13 protein-coding genes and 1 tRNA gene are annotated in these 12,759 nt (G+C 66.1%); 10 read left to right on the forward strand and 4 right to left on the reverse strand.

The features are described 5' to 3' along the window. Positions 1-13: 13 nt before the first annotated feature. Positions 14-613 carry a 5-formyltetrahydrofolate cyclo-ligase gene (locus K6L26_RS07925; protein ID WP_019344064.1) on the reverse strand — a complete coding sequence of 200 codons (600 nt, stop codon included), beginning with the start codon at positions 611-613 and terminating at the stop codon, positions 14-16. Positions 614-640: 27 nt separating this feature from the next. Between K6L26_RS07925 and K6L26_RS07930 the strand changes: the two genes are divergently transcribed. The 7 genes from K6L26_RS07930 (at position 641) to K6L26_RS07960 (ending at position 7,231) form a co-directional block, all read left to right on the forward strand. After that, positions 641-1,570, forward strand: coding sequence for a UTP--glucose-1-phosphate uridylyltransferase (locus tag K6L26_RS07930; RefSeq protein ID WP_036394395.1), 930 nt, complete (start codon positions 641-643; stop codon positions 1,568-1,570). Between the two features lie 51 nt (positions 1,571-1,621). After that, positions 1,622-2,860 carry a molybdotransferase-like divisome protein Glp gene (gene glp, locus K6L26_RS07935; protein WP_036394397.1) on the forward strand — a complete coding sequence of 413 codons (1,239 nt, stop codon included), beginning with the start codon at positions 1,622-1,624 and terminating at the stop codon, positions 2,858-2,860. A 46-nt stretch (positions 2,861-2,906) separates the two neighbouring features. Next, positions 2,907-3,560 carry a GNAT family N-acetyltransferase gene (locus K6L26_RS07940; RefSeq protein ID WP_036394399.1) on the forward strand — a complete coding sequence of 218 codons (654 nt, stop codon included), beginning with the start codon at positions 2,907-2,909 and terminating at the stop codon, positions 3,558-3,560. Between the two features lie 238 nt (positions 3,561-3,798). After that, positions 3,799-4,977: a divisome protein SepX/GlpR gene (sepX, locus tag K6L26_RS07945; RefSeq protein ID WP_221852893.1), complete on the forward strand. Its 1,179-nt coding sequence runs from the start codon at positions 3,799-3,801 to the stop codon at positions 4,975-4,977. A gap of 54 nt (positions 4,978-5,031) precedes the next feature. Further along, a tRNA-Ala gene (locus K6L26_RS07950) sits at positions 5,032-5,104 on the forward strand. Between the two features lie 248 nt (positions 5,105-5,352). Further along, positions 5,353-6,606, forward strand: coding sequence for a cytochrome P450 (locus tag K6L26_RS07955; RefSeq protein WP_221852894.1), 1,254 nt, complete (start codon positions 5,353-5,355; stop codon positions 6,604-6,606). Next, a complete protein-coding gene (locus K6L26_RS07960) occupies positions 6,599-7,231 on the forward strand; it encodes a TetR/AcrR family transcriptional regulator (protein WP_065064562.1) in 633 nt (210 codons plus the stop codon). The genes K6L26_RS07955 and K6L26_RS07960 overlap by 8 nt, the downstream gene beginning before the upstream one ends. Here the strand turns inward: K6L26_RS07960 and K6L26_RS07965 are convergent. Beyond that, positions 7,228-8,658, reverse strand: a complete 1,431-nt coding sequence (locus K6L26_RS07965) for a cytochrome P450 (RefSeq protein ID WP_221852895.1) — start codon at positions 8,656-8,658, stop codon at positions 7,228-7,230. The genes K6L26_RS07960 and K6L26_RS07965 overlap by 4 nt on opposite strands. Before the next feature lie 46 nt (positions 8,659-8,704). On the opposite strand from K6L26_RS07965, the gene K6L26_RS07970 reads away from it, so the two are divergent. Continuing rightward, positions 8,705-9,367, forward strand: coding sequence for a TetR/AcrR family transcriptional regulator (locus K6L26_RS07970; RefSeq protein ID WP_019348692.1), 663 nt, complete (start codon positions 8,705-8,707; stop codon positions 9,365-9,367). A gap of 4 nt (positions 9,368-9,371) precedes the next feature. Here the strand turns inward: K6L26_RS07970 and K6L26_RS07975 are convergent, their stop codons facing one another. Then, the gene (locus K6L26_RS07975; protein WP_221852896.1) at positions 9,372-10,310 is read right to left on the reverse strand and encodes an SDR family oxidoreductase; all 939 of its coding nucleotides are present in this window, start codon (positions 10,308-10,310) and stop codon (positions 9,372-9,374) included. Between the two features lie 87 nt (positions 10,311-10,397). On the opposite strand from K6L26_RS07975, the gene K6L26_RS07980 reads away from it, so the two are divergent. Together K6L26_RS07980 and K6L26_RS07985 are read left to right on the forward strand one after the other, a co-directional pair. Beyond that, the gene (locus tag K6L26_RS07980) at positions 10,398-11,237 is read left to right on the forward strand and encodes a helix-turn-helix transcriptional regulator (RefSeq protein ID WP_221852897.1); all 840 of its coding nucleotides are present in this window, start codon (positions 10,398-10,400) and stop codon (positions 11,235-11,237) included. Positions 11,238-11,282: 45 nt separating this feature from the next. Next, positions 11,283-11,852 (forward strand): RING finger protein, encoded by a 570-nt coding sequence (locus K6L26_RS07985; protein ID WP_221852898.1) that lies wholly within the window; start codon positions 11,283-11,285, stop codon positions 11,850-11,852. Between the two features lie 68 nt (positions 11,853-11,920). Here the strand turns inward: K6L26_RS07985 and K6L26_RS07990 are convergent, their stop codons facing one another. Next, entirely contained in the window at positions 11,921-12,721 is an 801-nt protein-coding gene (locus K6L26_RS07990) for an enoyl-CoA hydratase/isomerase family protein (RefSeq protein ID WP_065064556.1), read from the reverse strand. Positions 12,722-12,759: the final 38 nt, after the last annotated feature.

Genomic DNA, 12,759 nt, shown 5'->3' on the forward strand with positions numbered 1-12,759 from the left:
ATTCTGGACCAGCTCAGCGCGGCAACGTCACGATTCCGCCCGACGGCGTCAGCGCATGCGTCATTCGTACGTCGTGAGGATCGGCCGGCAGCTCGTCGACCAGCTCCTCGTCACGCACCACGGCGACCAGCCGGGCCTGCGGCGCGGCGTAGATCAGGCTGCGGTCGTAGAACCCGGCGCCCCGGCCCAGCCGGTTGCCTCGGCGATCGACCGCCAGCGCGGGGACAAGGACCACCTCGGCATCGGCGATGTGTCCGGCAGGCAACCACGGTGGCGGCGGCTCACGCAGACCGAACTCGGCCGCCACCAATGCGCCGGGCTCGTATGGGCCCCACTGCATCGGCATCGCGCGGCCGTCGCCGTCGTTGCGGGCGACCGGAAGCAGCACGCGCACACCGAGTTCCGTCAGGGTTTCCAACAGCATGTGAGATCCGGGCTCGGAGCCGACCGGAACGTAGGCGCACACCGTTTGCCCGCTGCGCACCAAACTGGGCAGCCAGTGGCAAAGAGCCCGCGCCTCGGTGTCTCGAACGTCGGCCGGTACGGCGCGTCTGGCACGAAGAACGCCGGCTCGCAACTCGGTCTTCATCGGCAGGGTCACACCCTCCACCATTTCAGAACGGACACTAGTGTGTGAACGATGAGCACGTCTCACAAGGCGCCTGAGGTGCCGATTCCCTACACGGCCGTGGTTCCGGCGGCCGGTCTGGGTACGCGGTTTCTACCGGCGACCAAAACGGTCCCCAAGGAATTGCTGCCGGTCGTGGACACTCCGGGCATCGAGCTGGTCGCAGCCGAGGCGGCCGAGGCCGGCGCCGAGCGTTTGATCATCATCACCTCCGAGGGCAAAGACGGCGTCGTCGCGCACTTCGTCGAGGATCTGGTGCTCGAGGGCACGCTGGAGGCCCGAGGCAAGAAGACAATGCTGGAGAAGGTGCGCCGCGCCCCCGCACTGATCAAGGTCGAGTCCGTGGTGCAGGCCGAGCCGCTGGGCCTGGGGCATGCCGTCGGATGCGTCGAGGCCGCGCTGGCTCCCGACGAAGATGCGATCGCGGTGCTGCTGCCGGACGACCTGGTGTTGCCCACCGGCGTGCTGGAAACCATGTCGAAAGTCCGGGCCAAGCGCGGCGGCACCGTGCTGTGCGCCATCGAGGTGCCCGAAGACGAGATCAGCGCCTACGGCGTCTTCGACGTCGAGACCGTGCCCGACGCGGCCAACCCGAACGTGCTGCGGGTCAAGGGCATGGTGGAGAAACCCAAGTCCGCCGATGCGCCGTCCCCGTACGCCGCCGCCGGTCGCTACCTGCTCGACCGGGCGATCTTCGATGCGCTGCGCCGGGTTTCGCGCGGTGTGGGCGGGGAGATCCAGCTGACCGACGCCATCGCGCTGCTGATCGAAGAGGGCCATCCGGTACATGTCGTCGTGCACCGCGGAGCCCGACACGACCTGGGAAATCCCGGCGGCTACCTGAAGGCTGCGGTTGACTTTGCGTTGGAACGTGACGACTACGGCCCCGATTTGCGGCGGTGGTTGGTCGAACGATTGGGTCTGACCGGACAGGACGGCTAGCAACGCGTCGGGTGTCCGGCAGTCGGAGGCCCGTAGATAGGAAGGCGTGTTGTGCGTTCGGTGGAGGAACAGCAGGCTCGGGTAGCGGCTGCTGCGGTGGCCCCCCGACCGGTGCGAGTGGCCATCGCCGAGTCACAAGGTCTGATGTGTGCCGAAGAGGTCGTCACCGAACGGCCCATGCCGGGATTCGATCAGGCCGCGATCGACGGCTACGCGGTGCGCAGCGTCGACGTGCTGTCCGTAGGCGATGGGGCCGGTGAGATCAGCCTGCCCGTGATGGGCTCGATCGAAGCGGGGGCTCGCACGCCGAGCCGGTTGCAGCCGCGGCAGGCCGCGCGCGTCCAGACCGGCGCGCCGATGCCCACCCTGGCGGACGCGGTGCTGCCGTTGCGATGGACCGACGGCGGCGAGAACCGGGTGCGGATCCTGCGCAGTGTGCGCTCGGGCGCCTACGTCCGGCGCACGGGCGACGACGTGCAACCCGGTGACGTCGCGGTGCGGGCCGGCACCATCATCGGCCCGGCGCAGGTGGGCCTGCTGGCCGCGGTCGGTCGTGATCGCGTGCTGGTGCACCCGCGACCGAGGTTGTCGGTGATGTGCGTGGGCGGTGAGCTCGTCGATGTGTCGCGCAGCCCGGGAACCGGGCAGGTGTACGACGTGAACTCCTATGCGCTGGCTGCCGCCGGCCGGGACGCCGGCGCCGAGGTCAACCGTGTCGGCATCATCAGCACCGATCCCCGGGAATTGCGGGAAACCGTTGAGGGCCAAGTCAATCGCAATGAGATCGTGGTCATCGCCGGTGCGGTGGGCGGCGCCGCCGCCGAATCCGTGCGCACCGTGCTCTCCGAACTGGGGGAGATGGAGGTGGCTCGCATCGCGATGCACCCCGGGTCGGTGCAGGGCTTCGGCCAGCTCGGCCGTGATCGTGTCCCGGTCTTCCTGCTGCCCGCCAACCCGGTGAGTGCGCTGGTGGTGTTCGAGGTGATGGTGCGCCCGCTGATCCGGCTCTCGCTGGGCAAGCGCCAGCCGATGCGCCGTATGGTTCAGGCCCGCACGCTGTCGCCGATCAGCTCGGTCGCCGGCCGCACGGGCTACCTGCGCGGGCAGTTGATGCGCGATCAGGACACCGGCGAATACCTGGTGCAGGCCCTGGGCGGGGCGCCGGGCGCATCGACCCACCTGCTGGCCACGCTCGCCGAGGCGAACTGTCTTGTGGTGATTCCGAGCGAAGTCGACGAGGTTCGTACCGGCGAAACCGTGGATGTGGCATTCCTGGCGCAGCGCGGCTGATAAGACTTCATTCGATGAATGACGGTGTGACGAATCGATCCCGCGGATGAGCATGTTCCGCTCCAACGCTTTTCACCCGGGTTGGCCCGGTCCGGTCGGGCCGTTGCGGGTGCCCGCCGGTGTGGTGCGGCTGCGGCCGGTGCGGCTGCGTGATGCCGCGGTGTGGAGCCGCATCCGGCTGGCCGATCAGGCTCACCTGGAGCCGTGGGAGCCGGTGAGCGGTGTGGATTGGCATGTCCGCCATGCCGTTTCGTCATGGCCGGCGATCTGCTCGGGGCTTCGCAGCGAGGCGCGGCGCGGGCGGATGCTGCCCTATGTGATCGAACTCGACGGGCAGTTCGCCGGCCAGCTGACGATCGGCAACGTCACGCACGGCGCGCTGCGATCGGCGTGGATCGGCTACTGGGTGGCCAGCGACAGGACCGGTGGCGGGGTGGCGACGGGCGCGCTCGCGCTGGGGCTCGACCACTGTTTCAACGGAGTGCAATTGCATCGGGTCGAGGCCACGGTGCGCCCGGAGAACGCGGCGAGTCGGGCTGTTTTGGCGCGGGTGGGATTCCGCGAAGAGGGCCTGTTGCGCCGGTACCTCGAGGTGGACGGTGCCTGGCGTGACCATCTGTTGGTGGCGGTCACGCTGGAAGAGCTGAAGCATTCGGCGGCCCAGTCCCTGGTTTCGGCCGGCCGGGCCAGTTGGTGCTGATTCGGCGTGCTGTGGGCGCGGCGCGCCGGGTCGAGACTGCGCCTACGGTCGTGATTTCGCCGGATCCACAGCCCTGGAAGCAATCTCAGCGAAATATCCCTCGTCAGCTGTTACCAATGTGACATATGTGACTCGTGGTGCTTGTATCGATCGAATTACAGGTGTGTAATTGTGTCGGCGCGCCATCCATGGATGCGCTGGTCACAGACCTAGCCTGAAGGGGAAAGGAGCAGGCGTCATGCCAAGCATCCCCCAGTCACTGCTGTGGATTTCCCTCGTCGTTCTCTGGCTCTTCGTTTTGGTTCCGATGTTGATCAGCAAGCGCGACTCGGTCCGTCGTACCAGTGACGTCGCCCTGGCGACTCGAGTGCTCAACAGCGGCCGCAACGCACAACGCTTACGACGCGGCCCCGCCGCCGGACATCACAGCGATCCGCACTGGCAGCCCAGTGCCGACCACCTCGACGAAGACTTCGATGAAGACCTCGACGACGAGGCGCCTGCCGAAGTGCGGGTAAAGCGCACTGTCGTGGTGGCCGCCGCTCGCGTCGAGACCCCCGAACCCGACTACCTCGACGTCGACATCGTCGACGAGGACTCCGGCGCGCTGCCGGTCGGTGCGATGACGGAGACGGCCGAGGCCGAGCCTGAAGAAGTCGGCGAGCCCGAACTCGAATTGGAATTCGAGACCGAGCCCGAGGTCGAAGCGGAGCCCGTCGCGGTCGACGAGGTTGAGGAGCCCGTCGCAGACGAAGAAGCCGTCGACCCCGTCACGTCGGAGGCCCAAACCGAGCGCATCGCAACGCCTCTCGAGGAGGTCGAAGACACCGCGGATTCCGAGTCGGTCGCGGCAGACGACGCCGAAGAGATTGCCGACGAGTACGAATACGTCGATGACTCGTCGGGCCTGGAACCCGAGGCCGAGGACGAGCCGGCCGAGGAAGAACGGGCCGAGGCGCCCGTCGCGTCGCTGAGCGCGACGCGGCAGCGCCGGTTCGAATCCAAGAAAGCCGCCGAGATCAGCGCCCGCAAGTTCCGGTTCCGCAAGCGCGTTCTCGCGGTGTTGGCCGCCACGCTGCTGTTCTCGGCGGGCGCCGCCTTCCTGGTGACGCCGTCGGCCTGGTGGGTGTGCGGCACCGCCGCCACGCTGACCGTGCTGTATCTGGCCTACCTGCGCCGTCAGACGCGCATCGAGGAGCAGTTGCGGCGCCGCCGTGCGCAACGGATGGCCCGGTCCCGGCTGGGCGTGGAGAACACCGACGACCACAAGCTCGACGTCGTGCCGGCCCGATTGCGCAGGCCCGGGGCGGTGGTCCTCGACATCGACGACGAAGACCCGATCTTCGAGCACCTGGCCTACACGTCGTACGCGTCGGCGTCGCGCGAATACGATCTACCGCGGGCTGCCGGCCAGTAGGGCAGCCGGTTTCCGGTTCCGGGCCGGCGGCTGGTAGCCTTTCGTCCGGTATCAGGGGCTATAGCGCAGTTGGTAGCGCGTCTCGTTCGCATCGAGAAGGTCAGGGGTTCGATTCCCCTTAGCTCCACTCTCAAATGGCAGATCAGGCAACTGATCTGCCATTTCTCGTTTGTGGACCGCCCACCGCTGCTTCGGCCACTTCTCCAGCGTCATTTCAAGATCAGTTCAGATCTAACGGACGTATTTTCCTAACTCGTATGATCGTGGCGATTAGTACCTGGGCGTATGTCGCGCGTCGTTGACGTTCTGGTGGAGTGGTCATACGCTTTCGGTAAATATGTCCGACGCAGTGCCTCACCAAAGGCGGGAATGCCAATGAACGTGAACAGTGCCGCTCCCTACGTCTTCGAAGCCGGGCTCCCGACGCTCAGTTACGGCCTCACTGCCACTCCGCACGACATCCTCGAGGATGTCCGAGCGGCGCAGGCGCGCGCGCCTATCGCCATCGGGCCCCTCGGCCCGGAAATCCTGTCCTACGATCTGGCGCGCGACATATTGCGTGACAACAGATTCCGCCTACCTCCCGGTATCACTCTGGCGGCGCAAGGCATCACATCGGGTCCGTTGTTCGACAAGATGATGAGCAGCCTCCTGGGTCTGGACGGCGCACCACATGTTCGGCTGCGCAAGCTGGTCTCCAAGGCGTTCACACCGCGCACGACCTCGCGTCTGCAAGACACCATCCACGAGGTGGTGAACGAGCTGATCGACCGCGTGGTGGACGCCGGGCGCTGCGACGTCGTGACGGACATCGCGCGTCCCTATCCCACCCCGATCATGTGCGCGCTGCTCGGTGCGCCTCGCGAGGATTGGCAGTTGTTCGCGGACTGGACCGAGGAGGTCTTCAAAGCTCTCAACTTTCAGCCGGATGCCGACTTCGATGAGTCCGCGATCATGCGCGCGTGGGGCGAACTCGACGACTACGTCGACGGCATGGTCACCGCCCGTCGCGACAATCTGACCGACGATCTGCTGTCCGAGCTCATTCGCGCCGAGAGCGACGGCGATCGGTTGAATCTCGACGAACTCCGCATGCTGGTGGCCGGCTTCTTGATGGCGGGAACGGACACCACGCGAAACCAACTGGCGGCGTCGGTACAGGTGCTCTGCGAGCATCCGGATCAATGGGCGAAGCTGCGCGACCATCCGGAACTCGCGATGCAGGCGGTCGAGGAGAGCATGCGTCACTCGCCCGCGGCCTGTATCGCGCCGCGAGCCGCCGTCGAGGATGTCGAGTTCGGTGGCTACCTGTTCCCGGCAGGTACCTTCGTACTCGCGAACACCTTTGCAGCCAACCGCGATCCGGCGATCTATGCCCACGCTGATCGCTTCGACATCAGCCGCAAGGACGTTCCCCCGATTCTGACGTTCGGTGGTGGCGCGCACTACTGCCTGGGGGCGAACCTCGCACGCCGGGAACTGGCGGAAGCACTCACCGTCCTCACTCGCCGCCTTTCGGCCACCGAGGTCGTCGGTCCGGCACCCTGGAAATCGCTGCTGGGAATGACCGGCCCGACAACTCTTCCGATCGAATTCACCAGTGAAAGCCTCGTGGTGGCGGATGCGTAGTCGTGGCTGGGCGGGTTCGACGCCCTCATCGGACGAGGAAGCCATTTCACGCATTCTGACTGCGGTCGACGAGGAGATCGCTGAGCACGGGGCGGCGATACGCCTCGCCGATGTGGCCCGCAGACTCGGCGTCACCCGCCAGACGGTGTACCGCTACTTTCCCAATGCTGACGCGTTGCTCATCGCCAGCGCGATGCGTGCCGTCAACGGATTCATCGACCAGGTCGCTGATCACGTCGCCGGCCTCAAGGACCCGGTCACCGCAATGGTCGAGAGCATTGCATTCGGAATCGAGAACCTGTCCGGTGACCCGCAGCTGGAGGGCTTGCTTACCGGTCGAGACGATGGGGAAGCCGTCGTCTCGCTGACCTCTGACACGGCAATCGCATTCTGCTTGTCCGTTCTCCACCGGCTCGATGTCGATTGGCCGCTTCACGGATTCGACGACCACACCCTGCGTGAACTTGCCGAGATGACTCTGCGGACGGTGCAATCCATGTTGACCGACCCTGGGCAGGTTCCGCGCAGTGGAGCTGCATTACGCCGATTCATTGCTCGCTGGTTGGGCCCGGCAATCCTCTATCCGCGATGGGAGGCGCTGCCGATCCACGCACACGAGCGCTAACGCCGGATCCGCACTCGCAGGTCGATAGGAAGGTCATCGGCCGGCATCGGCCCGGTGCCCCAGGTCAGCTGCGGGTGATAGTCGTCCGGCACGCTCCACTCGAACCGCCGCAGCATCTGGTGCATGGTGGTCTTGACCGTCATGTCCGCGAACTGCTGGCCGATGCATTTGTGCGCACCGCCGCCGAACGGGGCGAACACGTAGCGGCTCACCGCGGCCCGGGACGCGGCGTTGTTCACGAAGCGTTCCGGGTTGAATGTGTCCGGGTCGGGCCACCAGTCGGAAAGCCGCATGGAGGCATAGACATTGATGGCCACCTGGGTCTTGCGCGGGACGAAGTGCCCGAGGATCTCGGTGTCGCGGATGGTCTGGCGGAACAGCGCACCGGCGGGCGCATACATCCGGAGGATCTCTTTGAACGCGGCGTCGAGCAGTGGATAGGCGTCGAGGTCCAGCAGATTCGGGGTGTCGTTCGGCCGGCTGACCGCTTCGTCGCGAAGGGCCTCCTGCCACTGGCGGTTTCGGCCGAGTTCGTAGGTGAGCATCGACAGCGCGATGGCGGTCGTGTCGTGGGCGGCCATGAGCAGGAAGATCATGTGGTTGACGATGTCGGTCGGGGTGAATCGGGCTCCGTCTTCGTCCTCGCTGCGGCACAACATCGAGAACAGGTCGGTGCCGTCGCCGCGCTGCCGGTCGGGGACCTGCTCGGCGAAGTAGCGTTCGAGTCGTTCTCGGGCGCGTAACCCCTTGGCCCACACGCCGCCCGGTATGTCGGCCCGCACCAGGGCCTGCCCGCCTCGAACCGTGGCGTGGAAATCCGCCGACAATTGATCGGATTCGGGGCCGAGGTGGGTGCCGACGAACACCTCCGCGGCTTGTTCGAGTAGTAGGTGCTTGATCGACGGATAGAACGGAAAGCCCTGTGTCGAAGGCCAATTGCGCAGCGTGCGGTCGATGCTGGGTCGCATCAGGTCCAGGTAACCGTCCAACGCGCTGCGGGTGAAGGCCTGCTGCATGATGCGACGGTGGTCGCGGTGTTCGTCGAAGTCCAGCAGCATCATTCCGCGGTGGAAGAACGGCCCGATGACCGGTGCCCAGCCGCGGGTGCTGGAGAAAACCTTGTCTCGGTTGACCCATGCGGTTTCCAGGGCGTCGGGGCCCATCAGGCCGACGACGCGGAAGCCGACGCCCCCGGCCCATGACACCGGGCCGTAGCGCTCATAGCGGTCCCGGGCGAATGCGAGGGGATCGGCCAATGTGCTCAGCACGTGGCCGAGGAATGGGAAGCCGTAGTTGCCCATGACCGGCTTCAGGTTCGACCCGGGCGGCGGCATGGCCAGCGGCCGCTGGCCGCTCGGGAACCGTGAGGTCACCGCGGCGCCGAAGGCTTGGAGGCGATGTGTGTTCGCGGGTGAACAGAGTTCCATGGGTCCTCCTCGACCATCTGGTACGAAACCGTGCCAGACTGTGGAGATGGTGTCAACGACCAAACGCGCTTACGGCGGCCAATCGGCGCACGCTCGTCAGGCGCAGCGGCGCGAACGGCTGCTCGACGCGGCACTTGAGGTGATGGCCCGCAACGAGTGGCGCGGTGCGACGGTCGAGAAGCTCTGTAGCGCCGCCAATCTCAACAAGCGCTACTTCTACGAGAGCTTCACCGATCTCGATGCCCTGGCAGCTGCCGTCGTCGACGATCTCGCCGAAAGCCTGCGAAGCGTGACGGTAGCCGCTGCGGATGCCGCCACGGACGAGCCGTTGGAAGCCCAGGCGTTGGTGAGTGTGACGGCCGCCGTCCGGGCACTGGTTGACGATCCCCGTCGCGCACGCGTCCTGCTCGGAGGCGTCGCAGCCTCACCCGAGCTGCATGCCCACCGCGCCACCGTCATGCACCGGCTCACCGATGTGCTCATCGCGCACGGCCGTACTGTGCACGGCGTCGAACTGGAGGCGGATCCGTTGGCGAAGGTGGCGCCGGCCTTCATCGTCGGCGGGACCGCCGACGCCATCTTGGAATACGTCAACGGCGGCGTCGATCTGACCCTCGAGGATTTCATCGCACAACTGGCAACGCTCTGGCTGATCACCGGCAACGGGGCGGCGCAGGTGGCTCGGACCCGCATTTCGCCGACGACGTAGGGCGCTACTCCGACGCGAAGGTAACCCCGGTGAGCTGCTCGGACACCTTCCACAGCCGTGTTGCGTCCTCGTTGTCGCGCAGCGGTTTCCAGAGTTTCTGGGCACCGGCAGGGCCGCCGAGGTGGCCCGGCCATTGCGGCCCGTAAAACGCGCCGTCCCCGGCCTGGACAGACGCCGCCATCAGCGCCGGCCATTGCGCGCTGTCCACCGTCCCGACAATCAGGCCACGCGCGGAGAACCAACGGATCAGTCGCACACCGACGGTATCGGTGGCCCGTCCAACTTCCGGCCGGGCCGCCAACAGGTTGGTGGGGGCGACGCCGGGATGAGAAATGTTGCTGGTGATTCCCCAGCCCGCCGCGGCGCTGCGCCGGCTGAGTTCGAGCCCGAACAGTCCGATCGCGATCTTGGACTGTCGGTAGGCGGCCATGCCGTCGTAGTCGCGCTGCCAACTCAAATCGTCCCAGTTGATGGTGCCGCTGCGCGCGGCGACGCTGGTCTGCGACGTGACCCGTGCCCGGCCCGCGCGAAGCAGCGGCAGCAGGTGTGCGGTGAGTGCGAAGTGGCCCAGGTGGTTCGTGCCGAACTGCAACTCGAATCCGTCGGCCGTGGTCTGCCGATCCGGCGGGGTCATCACCCCAGCGTTGTTGATCAGCAGGTGGATCGGCGCTGGATCGCCGCACAGTTTCTGGCCGAGCGCTGACACCGAGGCCAGTGAGGACAGGTCGAGTTCCTCAAGGGTCAGCTTGGCGCGGGGATGCTCTGCTCGGATCTTGGCGACGGCTGCCTCGCCCTTGTCCGGGTTCCGGACCGGCATGACGACTTCGGCGCCGGCGCCGGCCAGTCTTGCCGCGATGCCGAGGCCGATGCCGTCGCTCGCACCGGTCACCAGCGCCCTCTTGCCGGACAGGTCGTCGATCGTGATGTCGTCATCGTGTCGCATGTGCTCGACATTGCCCCTCAGCCGCTGCCGTATCCACGGCCTGTCGATCCCTGGCTGAGCGATCCGACCCGGGACAAAATGTCATGCATGATCGATCGAGCCGGGCTGGCGGAATTTCTGGTCCGCCGTCGCGGGGCCTTACAGCCCGAGGACGTCGGGCTCCCGCGCGGACAACGCCGCCGAACGAGCGGGCTCCGGCGTGAGGAAGTCGCCGCACTGTGCCACATGTCGACGGACTACTACTCGCGCCTGGAACGGGAACGCGGGCCGCAGCCTTCCGAGCAGATGATCGCCTCGATCGCGCAAGGCCTGCATTTGTCGCTCGATGAACGCGATCACCTGTTCCGCCTTGCCGGGCATCAACCACCGGTGCGCGGGTCGAGCAGCGACCACATCAGCCCGGGGATGCTACGCATCTTCGACCGGCTCGCCGACACTCCGGCCGAGATCGTCACCGAGTTGGGGGAGACCCTGCGGCAGACTCCGCTCGGTGTCGCCCTCGTGGGTGACCTGTGCCGGTACACCGGTCCGTCGCGCAGCATCGGGTACCGCTGGTTCACCGACCCAAGGGTGCGCGACCTCTACCCTAGCGAGGACCACGAGTTCTATTCGCGCATGTACGTTTCTGGGCTTCGTGGAGTGCTCGCGTTGCGCGGTCCCGGGTCCAAGGCCGCTCGCTACCTCGAACTGCTCACCGCCGAAAGCGAAGAGTTCCAACTCCTGTGGGGCAAGCACGAGGTCGGCATCAGACCGCGGGACACCAAGCGCTATCAGCATCCTGAGGTCGGGAGCCTGGAGCTCAACTGCCAGATCCTGTTGGACCCTGACCAGTCCCATTCATTGCTGGTCTACACCGCGGTCCCGGGCAGTGAGAGCTACGAGAAGCTGCAGTTGCTGTCGGTGATCGGCGCGGCGTCGTCGGTGTGAAATTGCCGCAGTGCCCGCTGCGAGGGCGGCAATACGATCATTCGCGTGGGCGACTATGCGCAGACCCTGACCGATGTCGACGCGAGCGACGCGGAAGCGCCGGTGTTGAAGCAGCGACTCGAATCGTGGTTGATCGAGCGCGGCGTCGTGGCCGCGGAGGTCACCGACTGCGTTCTGGGTGAACCCGGTGGCCACCCGCCAGGCGATCGCTACGGCTACGCGATCGGCAACGAATCGGTTGCGGCTCCGCACTATTGGACGAACGGCCTGATCGTCGAGTCGGGCCGGCAGGTGTACTGGGGTGCGGATCTGGAGGCGGTGACTTGCCCGAAGTGCGGTCATGTCGAGTCGATGACGCCTCGCGAGCAAGGCCGTTGGGACACCGCGTTCGACGCTGCGATCAGCGAGTGGCTCGGCGGTGGACAGGGGTTTGTGCCGTGCTTGGGTTGTGGTGCCGAAAACGGACTCAATGACTGGGATTGGGGATACCCGTGGGCGTTCGGCGCTCTCGGCCTGACGGTCTGGAACTGGGACGAACTGTCCGAGGGATTCATTGCCGAGATTCGGGAACTGCTCGACGGGCACCGCCTGGTCTACTGCTATTACAAGCTCTGACCTATTCGTCCGCACGGCCGAACAGCCGACCGTGCCTGCCGACCAGGCTCTCCGTCTGTCTACTGATCTCAGGCTTGCGCGGACGGAAAACGGGGCGAACGCTTTTCGCGTAGCGCGGTGTAGCCCTCCACCACGTCCGGGCCCAGGAAGGTCAACATCTCGTACGCCGCGGACTGGTCGAAAATCGGGCCGGCATTGCGCAACCAGTTGTTGAGCGCACGCTTGGTCAGCCGGATCGCCTGCTGGGCGCCGGTGGCCAGATGGTCGGCGATTCGCAGTGCCTCGTCCAGAACTTCCTCGCGCGGAAGGGCTTTGGCGACCATACCGATCCGCTCGGCTTCGCGGCCGTCGATCATCTCGCCGGTCATCAGGTAGTACTTGGCCTTGGCTGTCCCGGCCAGGAGTGGCCAGATGATGGCGGCGTGATCGCCGGCTGCCACGCCCAGTTTGACGTGGCCGTCGCCGATCCGGGCATCCTCGGCGATGATCGCGACATCTGCGAGCAAGGCGGCCACCGCACCCGCGCCGACAGCGACACCGTTGATCGCCGACACGATCGGCTTGTCGCAGTTGATCATGTTGTAGACCAGGTCGCTCATCTCGGAGAGCATGTGTGACACGCGGTCGTAGTCACCCGCCATCCGTTCGACCATGGCCAGGTCGCCACCCGCGCTGAAAGCCTTTCCGGCGCCGGTTATCACCGCGACCCGGGTCTGCGGGTCGGCGGCCACGTCCTTCCAGATGTTGGCCAGCTCTGTGTGCATGCCCTCGTCGGCGGCGTTGTACTTCTCCGGCCGGTTCAGCGTGATCAGCAGGACACCGTTGTCCCGGCGCGTCAGAGTCAGCTGCTGGTAGTCGGTGAAATTCATCGTCGGGTCCCTTCGTTCCTGCCCACACGATTCAACCT

Source organism: Mycobacterium farcinogenes, from assembly GCF_019739075.1.
Taxonomy (GTDB): Bacteria; Actinomycetota; Actinomycetes; order Mycobacteriales; family Mycobacteriaceae; genus Mycobacterium; species Mycobacterium senegalense.